Below are 19,046 nucleotides of genomic sequence, written 5' to 3' on the forward strand. Positions count from 1 at the left end.
GGTGTGGGTGAAGCGTGCTTTGGCGTAGGGCACGCCGGGGGGGCAAGCGGTGCGCTTCTGTGCAGAGAGGGGCGTGCGGCTACCAGACGGCGCGCACTGCTTCTTGCAGCGCGGGGGTGAGGAGCACCAGCATGTCATGCACACGTTCCAGCAGCAGACCGACGAAAAACCAAACGGGGGCGTAATCGAAGCGAATCAGCCCGTGCAGGTGCCAGCGTGCCCGTTTGCTGTAATCCCAGGGGCATGCGCCGGTCAGGCGGCGCAACAGCCAGCCGCTGGCGTACTCCACGGTGAAGAACCCCAGCATGTACGCCAGCCCGCGCACGCCCCAGGGCAAGGGGCGCAGCAGATTGTGCGCCGGCTCGAACAGCGGGGCAATCAAGCCGTAGATGGGAAACATCCAGAGGTAGGTTGTGCCGCGCAAGTCCCAACGGCGATTGTAGCCGCTGACCTTGTCGTGCAGCGCCGTCCACACAATTTCACCACACCATCCCAGCATGCCGTAGATGAAAAAACGCGTCCACATGGCAACGAATCAGGGGCGTGCGTTGCGCGTCTCCGGCGAAGAAGCCGCGTTGCGCCGCATCCAGGCGGTTGTTTTGCGGAACATGCTTGCCGTCTTGACGGAAAGCGTTTCGGCGAGACGGTCGCGCAGGCGTTGCTGAGGTGGGGTGAGTTGGTATGGGTCGGCTTCGAGTGCGCGGCGGGTGATATTGCGCCCTTCGGCAATCAGGCGCGAGGTTTGGCTGAAATCCCACGGTGCAAGCGTCATTTCCACGCGCAGGTCAATGGTGCGCAGGCGCACATTGCCCAGCATGGCGGCGTGTTCCAGGTCGGCTTCCACGTGCCGCCAAATCAACACCGAGACGGCGCGGTTCATGATGCCTACCAGTGAGCGCAGTTGTTCGCCGGGCGTGTGGGGGTTAGCCAGGTTGAGCGCGATAATCTCCGTTGCGCCTCGCTCAATGGCGACGCGCACGGGCAAGTCGGCCACCGCGCCGCCGTCAATCAAGCGCCGCCCTTCGTACACCCAAGGGGGGTGCAGAGGGGGCAATGCGGTGCTCGCCATGAGCGCGTCCACAATGGGGTCGTCCGGGTTGTCGCCAAAGACAACTTGCCGCCCTGTTTCCAGGTCGGTGGCGACGGCGTAGGCGGGGATGCGCAGGTCGCCAAAGCGCTTGGCGGGTGTGTGCTTCTGCAAGAAGGCGAACCAGTTGGCGTTGGAAAAGAGCCCCTCGCGCCCGCGGATGGTGTTCCAGAGCGCCGTCAGGTGTGTGCCGGGGTACAGGTCATCCTTGCGGACGCGCCGCCAGATGTCGGCGAGCCGATACGCGCCGCGAGGAGTGGGGTCTACTGCCAGGAAGGCGGCGTTGACCGCGCCCACAGATGTGCCCACAAGCATATCGGGCACGATGCCCGCTTCGAGCAGAATTTGCAGCGCTCCGACTTGCAACGCGCCGCGATTACCTCCGCCACTGAGTACGAATGCTAACATGGCAACAACCTTCCTTCTTGGTGGCTGGTCAGGGGAAGGCTCATCCCCTTGACCAGCCGATGCCGTTCATGATTGAGATGCGTTGACGCTTGGGTGTACTTACGTAAACGCAATATCATCCACGCTTTTGGTGACGCTCCCAGTGTAGAGCCAGGAGACTTGCCGCAAGGTGAGCGCCTGGTCAAAGTCGTTCAGCGCCGAGACGCCGTCAGCAGGCACAACGATGTTGTACCAGCGCAAGCCGGCCGAGGCGGCGGTGTGCAACACGCAGATGCTCGACACCGTGCCCACAATGACCACGTTTTCAACGCCCCACACACGCAAGAAGTGGTCGAGCCAGGTGCCGTAGAAGCCATCGTAGCGGTTCTTCTGGCAAATGAGTTCGCCCTCTTGCGGTTTGAGTTCTTCGATGATTTCCCACCCCCACGTGTTGGCGCGGCAGTGTTCCGGCCAGATTTGCCATTCAGGGTCGCCGTCGAAGTGCGTGTCTTGCGTAAAGACGACTTTGACGCCGGCGCTACGCGCGCGTTCCAGCAGGCGCTGGATGTTGGGCACCGTTTCAATCGCGGCGGGCACGACCAATGTGCCGCCTTCTTTCACAAAATCGTTTTGCATATCCACGATGATGAGCGCCGTCTTGTCGGCGGGGAGTTCAACACGTTCTTTGAACGCAATTTCGGGCACAGCGACGGTTTCGCCGGGAACAAATTGGATGCTCATAGCCGCCTCCTCCTTGATTGTCCTGGTCGGGTCGGTACGGCGCTTTTATTGTGGCGACTCTTGCGTATCCTGTCAAGTAAGTGTGAAAAAGACACTAAGCGTTTTCCGCCAGAATGCGCTCCCAAGCGTCGCGCACGTCGCCTTGCAGGGCTTCGGCGTAAGGCGTGGGGTCGTAGCCCAGCAAAAGCGCCCGCACGGCGGCGACAAGCGTGGCGATGTCGCTGGCGTTTTGCTCGGCGGCGCTCCGTTGAACGTCGAGCAAAGCGGTTGCCAGTTGCTGCGCGAGCGTTTCATCGCCGCTGCGGCGCACAAATTGCGTGTTGTGAATCAGGCGGTCCAGCAGGGCTTGCCGCGCGACGGTGTTCATATCCTCGCCGACACTCACCAGGTAGAGCACGGTTTGCCAGACTGATGCGTAGGGTTCGGCGGCGGGGGGCGGCAGGGTGCGGGCGTCGGCGCCGCCCAGGAGCGCGCGCAAGTTTTCAAAGAAGGGCAATGCGTCGGCGCGGGCTGAATCGGGCAGTTGGGTTTCGATGTTGATGATGGTTGCGGCGAGTTTGCGGGCTGGTTCGGGGTCTTTGTGCTTGGCGGCGGCGACGACGGCGGCCACCAGTTGCGCCAGGGTTTGCTGGCTGATGGGGGCTTCCGGCGCGGGGGCTGGCGCGCCGGTTTCGCGCAGCATTTGGCGTAGGGCGCGCGCAAAGGGTGTGGGCAGCGCGCGGATGGTCGCGTCGTCGGGGAGTGTACCGCGCAGCCACGCTGCCAGCACGCCGAAAAAGTGCGCCACCGTGGGTGATTCGTCGCGGATGTCGGCGCGCAGCGTGTCGAGTTGCTCCGCCAGCGCTTCGCGGCGTGCCGTATCATCGTCGCGTATGGCTTCGACGGTGGCGCTGCATACGATGTTGAGCAGTTGGGCGAGTTCGTTGGCTTCGTTCATCGTCCTCATGGTCTGTTCGGCTTCTTTCCTGATGTGGGTCGATGCTGAGAATTGTTGGCGTTTACGTCCAGCGTGTCAAAATGCGCTCCGTGTCGAACAGGGCGACGTTGATGCCCAACAGCACAATGTCGAGCACGATTGCGCCGGCAATCGCAAGCAGCATGAGCCACGTATCGAAGATGAGCCAGCCCAGCGCTTGCCCCACGAAGAGCGCCACCACCGGCAACACCACCAGCCCCCCGACTTGTTGCGCGGCGCGCACATCGTTTGCCCGTGTGGAGACAATCATGCCGCCGCCCAGCCCAAACAGCGCCACGAAGGGCGCCAGTACAAAAATCATGAGCAGGCTGGCGGTGTCCAGCAGGTAGGGGCGCAGGCGCGCGTCCAGGAAGAAGGTGATGATGAAAATGTAGAGCACATAGCCCAGCCAGGTGGTGAGCATGGGAATGACAACAGCCGCTATGCTTTTGCCCAGCAGAAGTTCTTGCGGGCGGATGGGCGTGGTGAGCACAGGTTCCAGGGTGCGGTTGCGCTTTTCGCCCACAATGGCATAGGTGGCAATGTTGAGCGCCCCAACCACGGGAATGAGCAGGAACATCATGCTGAACATGCGCAACATGACGACCGCGACCTGCAAATCGGGCGAGAGGGCGGCCAGTTCGGGGATGGCGGCGGTGAAACGGCTCACGAGTTCGACCGTGTCGCGGTCGAGGGCTTCTTCGGCGCCCATACTGCGCACGGTGATGATGGGAATCACCATTGTGACGAGCAGGGGGATGAGCATAGCCGACCAGATCATGCGCTGGCGAGCGAGTTCGTGCCATTCTTTGGTGAGGACGGCGCGGACATAGTGCCATCTCATACCGCTTCCTCCTCTGTATCACCAACCAGTTGCAGATACACGTCTTCAAGGGAGACACGGTCTTCTTCCACCCAGCGAATTTTTGCCCCTGCTTGTACCAGCGCTTCGATGAGGGCGGGGTTCTGTTCCTCGGGCGATTCGACTTGCACAAGCAACGTGTTCTCAGATGAAGCGGCGACATGGCGCACAAAGGGCAACGCTTGCACGATTTCAAGCGCCTGCGGACACGGCGCCGAGCATTCGATACGCACACGCCGCCCGTACAGCCGCAAGCGCAGCGCCTCGGGCGTGTCTATGACCAGCAAGCGTGTACGCAGGACGGCGATGCGGTCGGCAAGGCGTTCGGCTTCATCCAGGTTGTGCGTGGTGAGCAGAATGGTGCGCCCTTGCGTTTTCAGGTCGAGCAGGAGTTCGCGGATGCGACGTGTGGCGGCGGGGTCAAGTCCGCTGGTTGGCTCGTCCAGAAAGAGGATGTCGGGTTCGTGGAGCAGGGCGCGCGCCAATGCCAGCCGCTGGCGCATTCCTTTGGAGAATGTGCCCACGCGCTCATGGCGGCGGTCCCACAATTCCACCAGGCGCAAGTAGGTTTCGATGGCGCTCTCGGCGTTGCGCACGTTGTAGAGCGCGGCGAAGAAGCGCAGGTTTTCAAGCGCGCTGAGGGTTTCATAGAGACCGGGCGTCTCGGTGAGCACCCCCACGCGGGCGCGTGCTTGCTCGGCTTGGCTTCGGCGGCGCATGTCGTAGCCCAATACGTGGACTGTGCCCTCGGTGGGGGCTAAAAGCCCCAGCAACAGGCGGATGGTGGTTGTTTTCCCCGCTCCGTTGGGTCCGAGCAGCGCCAGCACTTCGCCGCGTTTGACGTGGAGACTCAGGTCTTCCACGGCGGTGACGCCGTCAAAGCGTTTGGTGAGGTGCGATGTTTCAATCAGAAAGGATACACTCATGGTGGATGCCCTCATGCCAGGTGTTGCGCCAGCCATGCGCGCAGTGCGAACAAATCCCCTTCGCCGTCGGGGGTGAAGGGGGCGTCGCGCACAGGCGCAAGATTCACCAGGAAGGTGCGCATGCCCACCGCGTGCGCCGGGACGAGGTCGTTGGTGATGTGGTTGCCCGCCATCACAGCCTCTTCGGGGGTGATGCCCAACACGTCGGCAATCTCGCGGTAGTAGTGCGGTTGGGGTTTGGTGAAGTGCATGTTTTCGTAGGACGTAATCAAGTCGAAGTCGAGGTCGTCCAGTTCCGCCCAGCGCAAGCGTTCGCGAATCGCCGCCATGGGGAAAATGGGGTTGGTGGCAATCACGACCGCCAGCCCCTGCTCTTTCGCCCAGGTAATCACCTCGCGCGCGCCTTCAACGGGGCGTGTATCGCCTTTCAGCGTGGGGAACACCTCGCGGTAGAAGTGTTCGGTGCGTCGGCGCACTTCATCGCGTTGGGAACGCAGTTCGGGGAGCAGATGTTCCCACGCTTCCCAAAAGACTTCGGCGTTGGTACGGGTGGGGTCGGTATTGGCGATGGTTTGCATGGTGGCGGTGCGCAAGGTGTCGAGAAAGCGTTCCGGCGGTACCAGGTCGGCAAAGGCGGCGCTCAGGGCGCGGAAGTAGCGGGGTAAAAAGGCGTCCACACTGTTGAGCAAGAGCGTATCGTCCAGGTCGAGCAATAAAGCGCGCACAGCGGTCTCCTCTTGGCGTTGTTGGTTGATTCTTGTTTGGTAGGCCAATCATACGTTTGTTTGGGTATTCGGAGAAATGAAGAAGGGCACGGTATGCAACCGTGCCCTGATGACGCGTGCGGCGTATGCTTACGAGCCAGAGCGGCGGCGCGCAACGAGGCTGCGCACAGTATGCACGAACCAGAGGGACAAGAGCGCGGTGAGCAGAAGTACCAGCAAGATGGTGGGGCGCGGGCTGAAATTGCGCAGCGCGTCCATGAGTGAGCGGGCTGCGCCGCTGGGGTCGCGTAGCCCCAGTTCGGCGGCGATGTCGCCCGGCAGGGGCACGCCCACCACGGTGTTCAGCCCGTAGATGAAAAGGAAAATCAGGAAGAACATGAACGCATATTCCATGAGCATGTGGCTCATGCGTTTGAGGAAGGGGATCAGGCGGGCGCGCGAACGCAACACCGGGAGCACGTAGGTGTACACGTAGTACACCACGAACATGCCCACTACCCAGAGGGCGATGGCGCCCAGAACTTTGTCAATCGGTCCCAGGTCGTTGAAGAGTGAGTTAGAGAATTCGATCATGGCCTAACCGTACCCGTTCGCGTAACATTCGGCGAATCAATTTGCCATCAGGTCCACGAGGAATGGACTCGATGAACGTCAACGAGGTGGGAATTTTGTATTCGGCAAGCCGACCATGCAGGCTTTCCAAAATAGATTGCGCGAGGGCGTCATCCGCCTGGACGCCGGGCTTGGGCACAACGAAGGCGTGCACGGCTTGCCCCCGAATGGGGTCTGGCAGACCAACGACGGCGGCGTCCACCACGGCGGGGTGCTCGCGCAACACCCACTCCACTTCAAGCGGGTCAATGCGGAAGCCGCCGCTCTTGATGAGGTCGTCTTGCCGCGCGACGTACCAGAAGTACCCATCTTCATCGCGGTAGGCGTAATCGCCGACCACGTTCCACCCGTGCCAGACGCTCTGCTCCTGCGCTTGCGGGTCGTTCCAGTAGAGCGTGCCGCTGGGACCACGCACCACCAAAAAGCCGATTTCGCCATCGGGCAGTTCGCGGCCATGTTTATCCACAATGCGCACTTCATAGCCGGGGACCACGCGCCCCAATGAGCCGGGCTTGGGTTGCATGTTGACCGCGTTGGAAAGGAATTGCCCCAGCATTTCGGTGGTCGCAAAGGCTTCCAAAATGGGGAAGCCGAACCGTTCGTACCAAGCGCGGTACGTGTGAATGGTCAGCGCCTCGCCTGAAGCAATGCAGAGCCGCAGGCTTGCCACGTCGTCTTCGGTCAGCGTTTCGAGTTCGAGCAGGCGGCGATAGCCGGTTGGCACCATGTTCAGGATGGTGATGGGGTGTTGGCGAATGGCGTTCGCCAGCGCTTGCCCATCGAGACCGGGCAACAGGTACGCCGCGGCGCCAAAGCGATAAGGAATGATGCCCCATGTCAGATACCCTTGCCCCAATCCCAAAGGCGCCGGGCTGGCGAGCACGTCGTCTTCGTTGACATGCCAGAGATGCTTGCCCATGATGTCGGCGACGCTGAGGATTTCTTCAAGCAGGTGTGCCGTCCCCTTGGGGCGTCCATCCTCGCGCGACGTGTACAGCAACAGCGCCACTTCTTGCCCACTGCGGCGCACGGGGTCTACTGCGGCACTGCGCGCCACCAGGTGGGCGTAGCGCACGATGCGCGGGCCTTCGGGGATGTCGTTGCCGCCGCCGACAACAACGATGTGGTGCAATTTTTCAGCGCCACGGGCGCGCAACAGCTCAGGCAGAAGGTCGGCGGTGGTGATAGCTACCCCCGCCTCGCTATCGCGAATGATGTACCCTACTTCGCGGCGCGAAAGCTGGGGCGGGACGGGCACGCTGATGCCGCCCAAGCGTTGCACGGCAAAATTGGCGGTGACGGCTTGCGGAATGTTCGGCAAGTAAATCAGGACCGGGTCGGCTTCCTGAACGCCAAGCGAACGCAAGCCGCCCGCAAGGCGGGTTGTTTCTTGCAGCAGAAGGTCATACGAGATGGTTTCGGTTTCGGTGATGAGCGCCGGGCGTTCCGCCCATGCGCTTTGTACTACGGCGTCCAGCAAAATTTCGCACAGGTTGAGCCGTTCCGGATACCGCTCAGGCGTCATGCCAAAGAAGCGGCGATCCGGCCAGAGCGGCAAGGGCGGCAAATGGTCGGCGTGCGCAATGGGCGGGCGTTCAGGTTCGGGGGTACGTGTCAGGTCATAACTCAGCACAATCACCTGGTACGTGGGCAAAATCGCCTCACGCTCGAACCCCATGCGCTCGAAGGCTGTAATCAACCCGCGATGCTCGACATAAAACTCGACGACGATTTTTTCCAGCCCCACCGCACGCGCAATCTGCAAAATTTCGCGCACCAGGGCTTTGCCAATGCCGCGTTTGCGGTAGCGCGGATGAACGTAGAAGCGGATTTCGCCAATTTTTTCATAAGGCGCGACCCGTTGGCGATGCAAACGAATATCGCCAACAATGCGCCCATCCAGTTCAGCAACCAGCGGAATCACTTCATCGAAATTGATGTTTGCCGTCCACGAGGCAATCACGTCTGGATTGGAGACGTCGTCGCGTAAAACGCGATACTCGGTTTCATCCACATCGGCGAACAGTTGGCGCAACCCTTCGGTATCATCGGCGCGCATTGGGCGGATGACGATATGTTGCCCACGCCGAATTGGGACGGTCTTCGGATAGCCGCTCAGGAACGTATTTTCGGTTGTCAAGGCTCTACTCCTTGTTATCGCTGCCACGCAGCGGGATGAGTCAAAGTATCAAATAGAAGTCGGAATGTTTGTTGTCGCATTTTGTATCATAGAACAGAGCGCCTCTTTGGTCAATGCTTTCTCTTTTTTGCCGCCCAACAACGTTGACAAGAGGTCAGCCTACTGGCACAATACAAAAAGCCATACGCATGCAAATGACCGAAAATGAGCAAAAAGACCGGGGGAATTCTGCATGGAGCAACTGCCCCTTTCGGAGTATGTGCAAAAAGTAGATGAGTTTCTGGAACAAGAAGCCTACGATGAGGCGATTGTTTGGGCGCAACATGTTTTGCAGTTGTTCCCGCGCTATCTCCCTGCGTATCGTCTGTTGGCGCAAGCGGCGTTGGAAAAAGGCATGCATGATGACGCCATTGACCTCTTTCGCCGCGTACTCAGCGCCGACCCCGAGGATTTTATCGCCTACGCCGGGCTGGGGCTTATCTACGCAGAGCGCAATCTGCTCCACGAAGCCATCTGGCACATGATGCGCGCGTTTGAATTGCAGCCGAACAATGTCTATGTGCGCGAACAACTGCGCAATTTGTACGAACAGCATACCGGACGGCGTCCGGGGCGTTTGAAGATGAACCATGCGGCGCTCGGACGCGTCCATTTGCGCAATCAGCGCTATGAACTCGCCATCCAGGAACTCCGCATTGACCTTGAAGACGACCCCGACCGCGTGGATTTGCGCGTTGCGCTTGCTGAAGCGTACTGGCATGCGGGCTATCGCAAAGAGGCCGTCCAGCAAGCGGAACAAGTGTTGAACGAACTGCCCAACGCTCTCAAAGCCAATTTGATTGTGGGGCAGTTTTGGGAAGAAGAGAGCCAGTCGAACCGCGCCGCTCAGTATCTGGAACGCGCGCGTATGCTCGACCCGGAAGGACGCATGGCGCACAGGTTGTTTGGCGCCAACAGCGTGATTCCCTTGCAAACAATTGTTGTGCCGCTCCCAGGCGCTGAGGAAGAAGAGAAGGAAGCCGCTTCCGAAGAGACCACCGACTGGTTTGCGACGGTCGGCTTGTTTGATGAAACGCTGGAAGAAGACATCTTTGGCGGTGCGACAGAAACAGTGGCGCCGTCGGAAGATTGGCGTATTGCGTTGCGCCGCGAGACCGATGCCGTGCTTGCCGCCTGGGAAGCCGAACAAACCGCCCCCTGGGACGAGACGCTGGAAAGCGCCGAAGAGCCGCAAGACCTTTCTTTTTTGGACGAATTTGAAGCGAGTGAGCAGACCGAAGAAGAAGCGGAGGTCATCTCGCTGGACGACTTGGGAATTGAGTACCCCGAAGAACCCGGCGATGAGGTTGTCGGTTTTGAGATTGTTGATGAACCGCCGGCAACCGATGAGCAGGACTTGCAAGAGGCCATGCGAGATGCTGTCGCGCGTGCATTTGAAGCCCTGGAACCGGTTGAACTGCCCGATCTTTCCACCCTGCCGGAATGGTTGATTGCGTTGCGGGCGGAAACAGAGGGAGTGGTTGAAGCGTGGGAAGCAGCGTTGCGGTTGGCTGAGGCTGAGGCCGAAGCCCCCACACCCGAACCAATTGCGCCGGAAGCGCCCGCTGCGGATTGGCGTGCGGACCTGCGCGAGACGACTGAGGCGCTGTTGGCGGAAGTCCCCGCGCCGGCGGAACCGACCGCCGACGTTGAAGCGCCGCCTGCGGAAGCCCTCACGCCCACGCCCGAACCGGTTGCGCCGGAAGCGCCCGCTGCGGATTGGCGTGCGGACCTGCGCGAGACGACCGAGGCGCTGTTGGCGGAAGCCCTCGCGTCGGCGGAACCGACCGCCGACGTCGAAGCGCCGCCTGCGGAAGCCCCCACGCTCGAACCGGTTGCACCGGAAGCACCCGCCGCGGATTGGCGCGCGGAGTTGCGCGAGACGACCGAGGCGCTGTTGGCGGAAGCCCCCGCGTCGGCGGAACCGACCGCCGACGTTGAAGCGCCGCCTGCGGAAGCCCCCACGCTCGAACCGGTTGCGCCGGAAGCACCCGTCGCGGATTGGCGCGCGGAGTTGCGCGAGACGACCGAGGCGCTGTTGGCGGAAGCCCCCGCGCCAGTGGAACCGACCGCCGACGTTGAAGCGCCGCCTGCGGAAGCCCCCACGCCCACGCCCGAACCGGTTGTGCCGGAAGCGCCCGCCGCGGATTGGCGTGCGGACCTGCGCGAGGCGACCGAGGCGCTGTTGGCGGAAGCCCCCGCGCCGGCGGAACCGACCGCCGACGTTGAAGCGCCGCCTGCCGAAGCCCTCACGCCCACGCCCGAACCGGTTGCGCCGGAAGCGCCCGCCGAAGAAGCGGAGACGCCCGCGGTTGTTGAGGAAGAACCCGGTTTGGAAGACGTGCCGCCCATTGAGGAGGAGCCGGCGGAAGAGCGGGGACACACCGACTGGCTTGGCGATTTGCGCGAGCCGCCATCTGCGCCGATTGAGGGCGAAGAGGAAAGTGCAACACCCGCCGTGGAAGCCGCAGAAGCCGAAAGCATGACGTGGGCGATTGAAGGCACGTTTAGCCCTGAACTCATGGAAGCGCTCCATCTCGCGCAACAGGGCAAGGAACGTGAAGCGTTGCGCTTGTTCCAGCGTATTTACCAGGAAGGTGGGCAGGACGAAGCATTGGCGGAAGCCTTGTTGCTTTGGGTCAACACAGGGAAGACGGGGGCGCAACCGCACCAGTTGTTGGGCGATGTCTATCGACGTTTGGGGCGTTTGCGTGAAGCCGCCGACCAATACCGCGAGGCGATTCGCAAAATCTAGCGAAGCAACGCCGCAACCGGAGGAAGCAAAAAAGCGGTGGTCTGAAAAGACCACCGCTTTTGCGTTGGCATGCATGGCTCAGTCGGACAAGTCCGACGCAATTTCCAGGTCGGCTTCGGTTTGGGCGCTGGTGGGCGCCGGGCGGTGCTGCACCACCGGTTTGACGACTTGCGCCACCAGGTCGGTCGTGTTCTGCACGTTCAAGCGTTCAAACAGGAAGGCAAACTTTTTCTCCAATGCCTCGCGCATGGTGGCTTGCACGTCGGCGGGCAATTCCCACCACTGGCGCTTGAGCGGACCAAACGCCTTCTTGCGGGTCTTGTAGAGGAATTGCTCTTCGGTTTGCCCTTCCTTCCACTCGTTGGCGAAGTTGGCTTTGATGAATTCGTACACCTCGGCGACGAAGTCTTGCGGTGCGAGGTCGTAAAGGATGTTCTGGAAGCCCGTCGCCAGGTGAATTTCCAGCGTTTCACATTCGGGGAACTTGCCAAAGGCTTCGTCCGGCAGTGTAGAAGCCCCGTGCTGGACAGCCCCGCCAATGCCCCATTTTTCGCGGGCGCGGCGGCTCAATGTCGCCAGCGTGTCGAAGTCCACCTTGACTTGTGCCAGCGTGCCGTCGGGCAGGACAACGCCGCCGTGGCTCGTGCCGGTTTGCACGCTAATTTTGCTGATGCCGGGCATATCGGCGTTGTGGGCGGCGAGTGTGCGCGTGTAGCCTTCCATGAAGGCGTCCAGTTCTTCGGGGGTCGAGTTTTTGCCGCCGACTTCGCCAATTTCGCCACCCAGCGAAACGGTGACGCCTTCCGGTTCCAGCGAGCGGGTGAAGATCGTCAGCGAGGCGCACAGTTCGTAGTTGAGGCGTTGTTGCTCGTCCAGAGTAGGTTTGCTCAGGTCCACCAGTGTGGACGTGTCAATGTCAATGTTGTAGAAACCGGCCTGGATGGCTTCTTCAATCAGTTGCTTGACGGCATTGACTTCACGTTCCGGGTCGTTTTTGTAGCCTTTGGCGCTCACCTGGAAGTGGTCGCCCTGCACGAAGAGCGGACCGCGCCAACCTTCCGCCAATGCCGCGGCGATGAGCACGGAAAGGTATTCAGCGGGGCGTTGGTCGGTGTAGCCGATTTCACTGCGGGCAATCTCAAAAATCAGCGCGCCGACATTCAAACGTGTGGCGGCGCGGAAAGCGGCGCGGGCGGTGTTGAAGGTCATGCCGCGAATGTTCATGGCGGGTACTGTGAAGTTGGTGGGCACTTCGCCGCGCCCACGCGCCATGTAGAGGTCGTGAATGGAAGCGGGCAAGATGCCGACTGCCAAACCCAGTTCCCAAAGGAGCCAGCGGGTATAATCGCGAACAAGCCCTTCGCCAAAGACGGCGTTCCAGGCGAGCAATTCGGCTTTTTGCGGCAAAGCGGCTTCATCGAGCACACTCACCTGGTTGCCGTCAACCTGCACGACGCCTTCCAACGCTTTGAGCAGTTCGGGCACACTTTGGACGATCATCGTTTCCCTCTCCTTTCTTCTGTGAACACCTCTTTGTGTTCATCTCGATTGTGCCGGTTCGGCAGTGGCGATTATATTGTGCCTTTGAACGCACGGCAAGCCTTCTTGGGTTTGTTCCTTCAAAAAGATTTCGTGGAACATTCCGCGCAAAAAAACGCCAACATTCCGCGTCGTATGCACCAAAAATAAGTATGTCAAATTGGCGAAAAGTCCTCAAAGCATAGCAAAAGTTTTTTCCCATTGAGCCGCGCCTGCGACGCAGTACACTGCAAGCGATTTGTGTGAAAGCATATGCAGAAACCAAGGGAGGGCAGGCAATGCTATACGGACGTGTTTGGCGCGGCGTGTTGGCGGGGATTGTGGCGCTGTTGGCGTTCTTGATTGGGCAGAGTGAACACCAGACGCCTCTTGTGCACGCGGGAACGCCCGGCGTGATTCCGAACTCGTTTATCGTCATTTTGAATGCGCGCGAGGATGCGGAGCGTGTGGCTGATGAGATGCAGCGGGTGCATGCGCTGCGTGTGGGGCATGTCTATCGCCATGCGGTACGTGGCTTTGCGGTGACGATGTCCCCCGAGCGCGCCGAAGCCTTGAAACGCGACCCACGGGTGAAGGCGGTGCTGTCCAATCAAACCTTTGTGTTGGAAGGGAAACCGTGCCGCTTGAACTGCGGCGGTGGTGGGAGCAGTACCGATTCTGGACCGCAGACAGTGCCACCAGGGATTGCCCGCATTGGCGCGACGGTGAGCAGTGTCGTGGCGGGGGACGGAACGGGCATGGTGGATGTGGATGTGGCGGTGATTGATAGCGGCATTGATGTTGATCATCCCGACTTGAACGTGGTTGGTGGGTATAACTGTTTGGGCGGGCCCAAGCGGCAGTTTGACGACGGCTACGGGCATGGGACGCATGTGGCGGGCATTATTGGGGCGCGCGATAACGGCTTTGGTGTTGTGGGTGTTGCGCCCGGTGCGCGTTTGTGGGCTATCAAGGTGTTCAATGATTTGGGTTATGGGACGAGCGAGAGTTTGCTGTGTGGTGTTGATTGGGTTGCGGCGCATGCCGGGCGGATAGACGTAGCCAATATGAGCATGAGCGGCATTGGTGAAGAGGGGACGTGTACGGACGCCGGACTGCATGAAGCCATTTGCAATGCGGTTGCCGCCGGGGTGACGTTTGTGGTGGCAGCCGGCAATTTTGCGGCGGATGCCGGCAATTACATTCCCGCTCGCTACGATGAAGTGATAACTGTTTCAGCCATCGCAGATTACGATGGGAAGCCGGGCGGATTGGGAACATCTACCGACTGCACAACCCCGGACGATGGATGGGCGGCGTTCAGCGATTATGGCGCTGATGTTGATTTGACGGCGCCGGGCGTGTGCGTCTATTCGACATACAAGGATGGTGGGTATGCAGTGATGAGCGGGACGTCCATGGCGGCGCCTCATGTCGCCGGCGCCGCGGCGCTTTACCGCGCCACACATCCGTATGCTTCGCCGGCTGATGTGCAGGCGGCTTTGGTTGCCAGCGGGACGTACGATTGGACAGGCGACCCGGACGGTATGCAAGAGCCGCTGGTCAATGTGTCCGGCTATTGAGCTGCGGAGCGCCCCTGTGCGTCGGGGCGTGCTGGTGGAATGCAAAACGCGGCGCTCATCGAGAGCGCCGCGTGTGCGTTTTTGCGGAACAACACGCTAGGCAGTGGCCTGCTGTTCTTTCAACTCCGTATACATGCGCATCAGATTCGCCTGGTGCATATACCGCACCAGCCCGTCAAGCGGAATACTGCTGATGCTGCTTTTGCGTTCTTCCGTATCAAATGCGCAATCTTCGGGAATGCTGTCGGTAATGGCGGCGCGCACGTCCTCAACGTCCAAAAGCGCCTGCGCTTTTTCATGGAGACAATCCAGGTATTGCATCTGGTCTTGGAGGATGTAGGGAATTTCGCCCCGCAACAGCACGTCGCCATGCCCCTGGACAATCGCTTCCAGGTTCATTTCGCGAATGCGCTGCAAAGTGTGGTAGAGCGTCTGCCAATCCCCCCAGGCATTGCGCGGCACGTTGGGGTCCCACGTGAAGTAGGGGACAGGCAACACCGCATCACCGGCGATGAGCACACGATTGCCCTCGATGATAACCCCGATGTTGTCGGGGGTGTGCCCGGGCAAGTGGAGCAGGTAGAGCAGGTGATTGCCCAGGCGAAGGGCGAGTTCGTGGTCGAAAACAATGTTGGGAATCACCAGTTCGACCTCTTCGAGGGCAGGGTTTTCGGCTTTGGCGGCGTTGAGCGCCTCTTGCCCGAATGTGAGCAGAAACTCGCGGCAACGGCGATGCGCAATCACATGCGCTTCGGGATAGAGGTACGTGCCGTTGACGTGGTCGGCGTGGAAGTGTGTGTTGATGACATAGCGCACCCCCTCGGGACTTCGCCGGCGCACAAAAGCGGCCATTTCGCGGCTTTCTTCGGGGAGCGGCAACGTATCAATGAGAATCGCTCCTTCTTCCGTCAGAATCGCAGTTGCCGTCACGTGGGCGTAGATTTCACTTGTAAAGATGTAAATGTCCTCGGCAATTCGTTCTGTGCGCATAGAAACTCCGCAACCCCGTCGTCTTCTTCTCAATGCACGCTACAACCATAAAACGAAACAATGGAAAAGGCAATAGACATTGCACGTGGTGGCGTGGTTTTATGGTGCTCTTGACAAACGAGAAAGCCACCGGACGGGTTCCCCCGGTGGCTCTCAGGCGTTTCTCCACCGGGCCGTGTGGCTGGCGACGTGTGCGAACCCGTGTACACACGGTGGGCGCGTAACCAGCGCATTGCTCGGCCGAAGCCGCTCGCTGCGCTTCTGCGGAAATCCGCGCCCTTTGAGTAGGTGTTGGCGCAACGTGGCCCAGCACTTCACGTACCCGGTCGGGAAACGCAACGTCATTATAGAAGGAGATGGGGAAGAAGCAAGCCGCGTTGCCTTCAAGTATTGGAGGATTGCCGAGACGCCAACATGGGTGGGCGAAAGAAGAGCCCGCCGAAAAGCAGCGGTTCAAGCAGGAGATGGAGCGCCAAAGCCGGCAGGGCGGACCCACTGAGCGCAAAGCCGACTGCGGCAATGAAGAGGCTTTGCACACGAAAAAGGGGGTGCAGGGCAAGGTGTGGGCGTTGCATGCGCCGCCACCATGCCGGATCAAGCAACCATTCAAGCAGCACGAGCAGAACTCCAACCGCTACGGCGCTGCTCCCGACTCCAAAAACCAGCCCGATAGCGCGGTAGAACGCCCAATGGGTGTGTACCAGTAGAATATCCGGCCAGAAGAGGAAAAGCCCAAAGGGAGCGCGCCAGGCCAGGCTTTCAGGGGGCGGTGTGGTGGAGCCCCAGGTAGAGGCGGCGTGGGCAAACACCGCCATGCTGAGAAGCGTCAATCCGGCAAGCGGTGGGAGTGTTTGTCGCCACGCTTCACGGGACGGCCATACCAAGCCCAGTTCGTGCGGGAACAGAAGCCCGCTGAGGAGCGCGACGTAGGGAATGCCAACATAGACCAACCACCGCAGCGTGGTGCGGATGCCCGAACGCGCCAGGAACGCACGCCACCGGACGGCGCGGCGGCTACGTCGGGAGGGAGCGCCGCGCAATTCAAGCGACAGCCAGCGCACGCCGCTTCGGGCGAGGAGTGTGCCCACCAGGAGCACCAACAGCCATATCTGACGCGACCAGCCGGCAAGCAGGCTCATAGCGGGACAAAGAGGCTGACGGTTGTCCCTTGTCCGGGGGCGCTTTCGATGTCGAGAACGCCGTTGATGATTTCGGCGCGTTCGCGCATGTTGACCATGCCCAAACTGGTACGCCGCCCGTATTGCCCAAGCACTTCTTCAACGTCGAAACCCGGCCCTTCATCTTGCACCTGGACAAGCAAGCCGCGCGCCGTTCGTTCGAGGCGCACGGTGATGGGCGCCCCCTTGGCGTGCTTTTTCGCGTTGCCCACGGCTTCTTGCACAATGGCGAAGACGGTTTGTTCGAGCGTATCGTCCATTTTGGGGAGTGGGTCGGCGTAGAGCGTGATGTTCAGGTTGTCTTGTTCACGCAGGCGCTTCACGTACTGTTCAAGCGCGGGAACCAGCCCTTCGGTTTCCAGCACCACCGGGCGGAGCGTGAACATGAGTGTGCGCAATTCTTGCGCTGTTTGCAGCGCGTTTTCGCGCAATTGCTGCAACTCTTCGGGCGCGCGGTCGGGCTGGTTGCGCAGCAGCGCCATGATGAAATCGGCTTGCATAGCGATGGCCGCCACCCGCTGGACGGGACCATCGTGCAAATCACGCGCCATTTTGTGCCGCCAATCCTCTTCGTCCGCCAAAATTTCTTCACGATTGCGCTGTAATTCGAGCGCCATTTTTTGCGTGTGGAGCGACAAACTCACAAGGTTGGCGAGGGCGCGCACGTAGGTGATGGCGCGGTCTTCTTCGATATTGGGGCGTTTGCGCAGCCCAAAGACCATGACGCCGTACACGTCGAGCCGCATGTAGAGCGGGACAACCAGCAACCAGTGCTGGCGCAGCATGGGGAATTCGCGCCCCACTTCGATGTCGGCTTGCACCACCTGGATTTGCCCCGTGTTGAAGGCTTCTTGCAGGGAGGCGAATTGGACGCGCCGCCCAAACCACGTGGCTTCGATTTTGTGGGTGGCGACAACCAGCAATTGGTTGACGTCTGTGGGGCTGAAGGTGAATCCGATAGCGCGGACTGTGCCGCCGTAGGCCGATTCGAGCACTTTGGCGGCGTTTTGCAAGCCCGCTTCGATAATCGGCCCGACACCTGAGAGCGTGGGCAACTGCTCGGTGAGCGTTGTGACGGCGTTCGCGCCGATTTCATCATCCACATTGTTGGATGCCGAGAGTTGCCCGATGCCGCCGAGCAGAAGTTCATGCCATGCCAGCACCAGGAAGAGCACCAGCACCCCCAGCCACCAGACACCGATGCTGACGATGGCTTCATTGCCTTGCGGCAGACGGTTCAATGTGAGGTCAAGCAGGGCGAGCAGCGCGAGGGCGGCAAAGCCGTAGCGCGCTTCAAAGTGGCGCGCCAGCCAGAACGCCGGCGCGAGCGAGAGCATGACAAGCACATTGGCGAGTGTGCCTTGGGCGACGTGCAACACCAGCAGAAGCAAAATCCCGTCGGCGAGAAAGGCGAGCTCGCGCCCGCGACGGGCGGGCAAGCGGGGCACAACAAGCGTCAGCAAGGCGATGAGGTGGGCGCCCAACGCCCCCAAAATCGTCCAGCGCCCGAAGGGAATGGTATCGCGCAGGGGAATGGCGACCAACAGAACAACCATCAGCCAGACGACATGGACCAACCAAGCCGCTACTTCGGTTTGTTCAACCGGACGTTTCATAGGGTTTCACCTTGTGGTGCTTGTTGTTGGCATGGGTTTCACCGGTACAACCTGCGCCAGATAATAGCATGAGCGCGCAAAAATGAAACTTGGCGGCGGTGTGGCTTATTGACTGTCCAAGAAACACTTGATGCCGTTGACAATCCCTGTCGCCAGGCGGTCTTGCTCATTCGTGAGCATGTCGCGGTCGTGATACAAAAATCCCAATTCGATAATGGCGGCGGGGGTTTGTGGATGAATGCGATAAAACGCATGGTAGCCGGTCATGTTGTGGGTGATGCTACCGGGGTGGCGGGGTAATCCTGTGGCGCGTTCGTAAGCGTCGTAGAGACACGCCACGAGACGGTCTTCTGTTTCGGGGATGACGCTGGTGGCGGCGCGCGCTACTTTGAAGCCGGTGGCTCCTTCAAACGTCACGCACGAGTCCACATGCACCGAGACGAGTGCGTCGGCTTGATAGCCGTTCAGCAGGGGGTCGAATTCGGCGAGCAAATCGGCTTGATAGCCCTCGCTGCGCAGTTGTGCCACAATTTTGCGCGAGACCGCCAGCGTGATATCCACTTCTTGCAAGCCCGTATCTTCGCAGATGGCGCCGCTGTCGTTTTGCCAATGCCCGGCGATGATGCCAATACGCGGCACGTGGGGCGTCGGTGTAGGGAGAGGGGTCGCGGTTGGGAGTGGCGTGGGGGGGTATGCCGGGGTCGGGGTGTAGGCGCTGACGATGACCAGCGGCGTTGATGGGGGCGTGGATGCGGAAGAGGAAGCCCCCGGCCAGACCCAAAAGAAGAGCACAAGCACGAGCAGATTGACGGCCAGGCTAAACGCCAAAAAGCCGTGTGCGATGGCTTCAAGGATGTGGCGGCGCAAACCGCCACGCGGGCGACGGCGCCGCCGCCCGCGTGGCATAGGTTCAAACCGGTCGTAGGACATGG

16 protein-coding genes are annotated in these 19,046 nt (G+C 60.6%); 2 read left to right on the forward strand and 14 right to left on the reverse strand.

The window, feature by feature from the left end; all coding sequences use genetic code 11:
* Nucleotides 1–79: 79 nt before the first annotated feature.
* The 9 genes from SE16_RS10625 to SE16_RS10665 all read right to left on the reverse strand — a co-directional run bounded on the left by SE16_RS10625 (nucleotide 80) and on the right by SE16_RS10665 (nucleotide 8,435).
* Entirely contained in the window at nucleotides 80–526 is a 447-nt protein-coding gene (locus tag SE16_RS10625) for a putative ABC transporter permease (RefSeq protein ID WP_054491692.1), read from the reverse strand.
* Nucleotides 527–535: 9 nt separating this feature from the next.
* Nucleotides 536–1,495 (reverse strand): patatin-like phospholipase family protein, encoded by a 960-nt coding sequence (locus SE16_RS10630; RefSeq protein WP_054491693.1) that lies wholly within the window; start codon nucleotides 1,493–1,495, stop codon nucleotides 536–538.
* 99 nt (nucleotides 1,496–1,594) lie between these two features.
* Nucleotides 1,595–2,215: a cysteine hydrolase family protein gene (locus tag SE16_RS10635; protein WP_054491694.1), complete on the reverse strand. Its 621-nt coding sequence runs from the start codon at nucleotides 2,213–2,215 to the stop codon at nucleotides 1,595–1,597.
* A gap of 94 nt (nucleotides 2,216–2,309) precedes the next feature.
* Nucleotides 2,310–3,152: a hypothetical protein gene (locus tag SE16_RS10640; protein ID WP_060687574.1), complete on the reverse strand. Its 843-nt coding sequence runs from the start codon at nucleotides 3,150–3,152 to the stop codon at nucleotides 2,310–2,312.
* Between the two features lie 61 nt (nucleotides 3,153–3,213).
* Nucleotides 3,214–4,014 carry an ABC transporter permease subunit gene (locus SE16_RS10645; RefSeq protein WP_054491560.1) on the reverse strand — a complete coding sequence of 267 codons (801 nt, stop codon included), beginning with the start codon at nucleotides 4,012–4,014 and terminating at the stop codon, nucleotides 3,214–3,216.
* The gene (locus SE16_RS10650; protein WP_054491559.1) at nucleotides 4,011–4,958 is read right to left on the reverse strand and encodes an ABC transporter ATP-binding protein; all 948 of its coding nucleotides are present in this window, start codon (nucleotides 4,956–4,958) and stop codon (nucleotides 4,011–4,013) included. Before SE16_RS10650 ends, SE16_RS10645 begins: the two co-directional genes overlap by 4 nt.
* 11 nt (nucleotides 4,959–4,969) lie before the next feature.
* On the reverse strand, nucleotides 4,970–5,683 hold the full coding sequence (locus SE16_RS10655; RefSeq protein WP_054491558.1) for an HAD family hydrolase: 714 nt from the start codon (nucleotides 5,681–5,683) through the stop codon (nucleotides 4,970–4,972).
* 129 nt (nucleotides 5,684–5,812) lie between these two features.
* A complete protein-coding gene (locus tag SE16_RS10660) occupies nucleotides 5,813–6,256 on the reverse strand; it encodes a hypothetical protein (RefSeq protein ID WP_054491557.1) in 444 nt (147 codons plus the stop codon).
* Nucleotides 6,240–8,435, reverse strand: coding sequence for a GNAT family N-acetyltransferase (locus SE16_RS10665; protein WP_054491556.1), 2,196 nt, complete (start codon nucleotides 8,433–8,435; stop codon nucleotides 6,240–6,242). The genes SE16_RS10660 and SE16_RS10665 overlap by 17 nt, the downstream gene beginning before the upstream one ends.
* Before the next feature lie 232 nt (nucleotides 8,436–8,667).
* Between SE16_RS10665 and SE16_RS10670 the strand changes: the two genes are divergently transcribed.
* Nucleotides 8,668–11,229, forward strand: coding sequence for a tetratricopeptide repeat protein (locus SE16_RS10670; RefSeq protein ID WP_054491555.1), 2,562 nt, complete (start codon nucleotides 8,668–8,670; stop codon nucleotides 11,227–11,229).
* Between the two features lie 78 nt (nucleotides 11,230–11,307).
* Here the strand turns inward: SE16_RS10670 and SE16_RS10675 are convergent, their stop codons facing one another.
* Nucleotides 11,308–12,729: a class II fructose-bisphosphate aldolase gene (locus SE16_RS10675; RefSeq protein ID WP_054491554.1), complete on the reverse strand. Its 1,422-nt coding sequence runs from the start codon at nucleotides 12,727–12,729 to the stop codon at nucleotides 11,308–11,310.
* A 317-nt stretch (nucleotides 12,730–13,046) separates the two neighbouring features.
* On the opposite strand from SE16_RS10675, the gene SE16_RS16620 reads away from it, so the two are divergent.
* A complete protein-coding gene (locus SE16_RS16620; RefSeq protein WP_082373707.1) occupies nucleotides 13,047–14,330 on the forward strand; it encodes a S8 family peptidase in 1,284 nt (427 codons plus the stop codon).
* A 96-nt stretch (nucleotides 14,331–14,426) separates the two neighbouring features.
* On the opposite strand, the gene SE16_RS10685 is transcribed toward SE16_RS16620, so the two are convergent.
* The 4 genes from SE16_RS10685 to SE16_RS10700 all read right to left on the reverse strand — a co-directional run bounded on the left by SE16_RS10685 (nucleotide 14,427) and on the right by SE16_RS10700 (nucleotide 19,044).
* The gene (locus SE16_RS10685) at nucleotides 14,427–15,320 is read right to left on the reverse strand and encodes an MBL fold metallo-hydrolase (protein WP_054491553.1); all 894 of its coding nucleotides are present in this window, start codon (nucleotides 15,318–15,320) and stop codon (nucleotides 14,427–14,429) included.
* A gap of 383 nt (nucleotides 15,321–15,703) precedes the next feature.
* On the reverse strand, nucleotides 15,704–16,459 hold the full coding sequence (locus SE16_RS10690; protein WP_054491552.1) for a hypothetical protein: 756 nt from the start codon (nucleotides 16,457–16,459) through the stop codon (nucleotides 15,704–15,706).
* On the reverse strand, nucleotides 16,456–18,114 hold the full coding sequence (locus tag SE16_RS10695) for a sensor histidine kinase (RefSeq protein WP_054491551.1): 1,659 nt from the start codon (nucleotides 18,112–18,114) through the stop codon (nucleotides 16,456–16,458). The genes SE16_RS10690 and SE16_RS10695 overlap by 4 nt, the downstream gene beginning before the upstream one ends.
* Before the next feature lie 105 nt (nucleotides 18,115–18,219).
* Nucleotides 18,220–19,044 (reverse strand): N-acetylmuramoyl-L-alanine amidase, encoded by an 825-nt coding sequence (locus SE16_RS10700; protein WP_060687576.1) that lies wholly within the window; start codon nucleotides 19,042–19,044, stop codon nucleotides 18,220–18,222.
* Nucleotides 19,045–19,046 lie beyond the last annotated feature (2 nt).

The sequence above is a fragment of the Ardenticatena maritima genome (assembly GCF_001306175.1).
Lineage (GTDB): Bacteria > Chloroflexota > Anaerolineae > Ardenticatenales > Ardenticatenaceae > Ardenticatena > Ardenticatena maritima.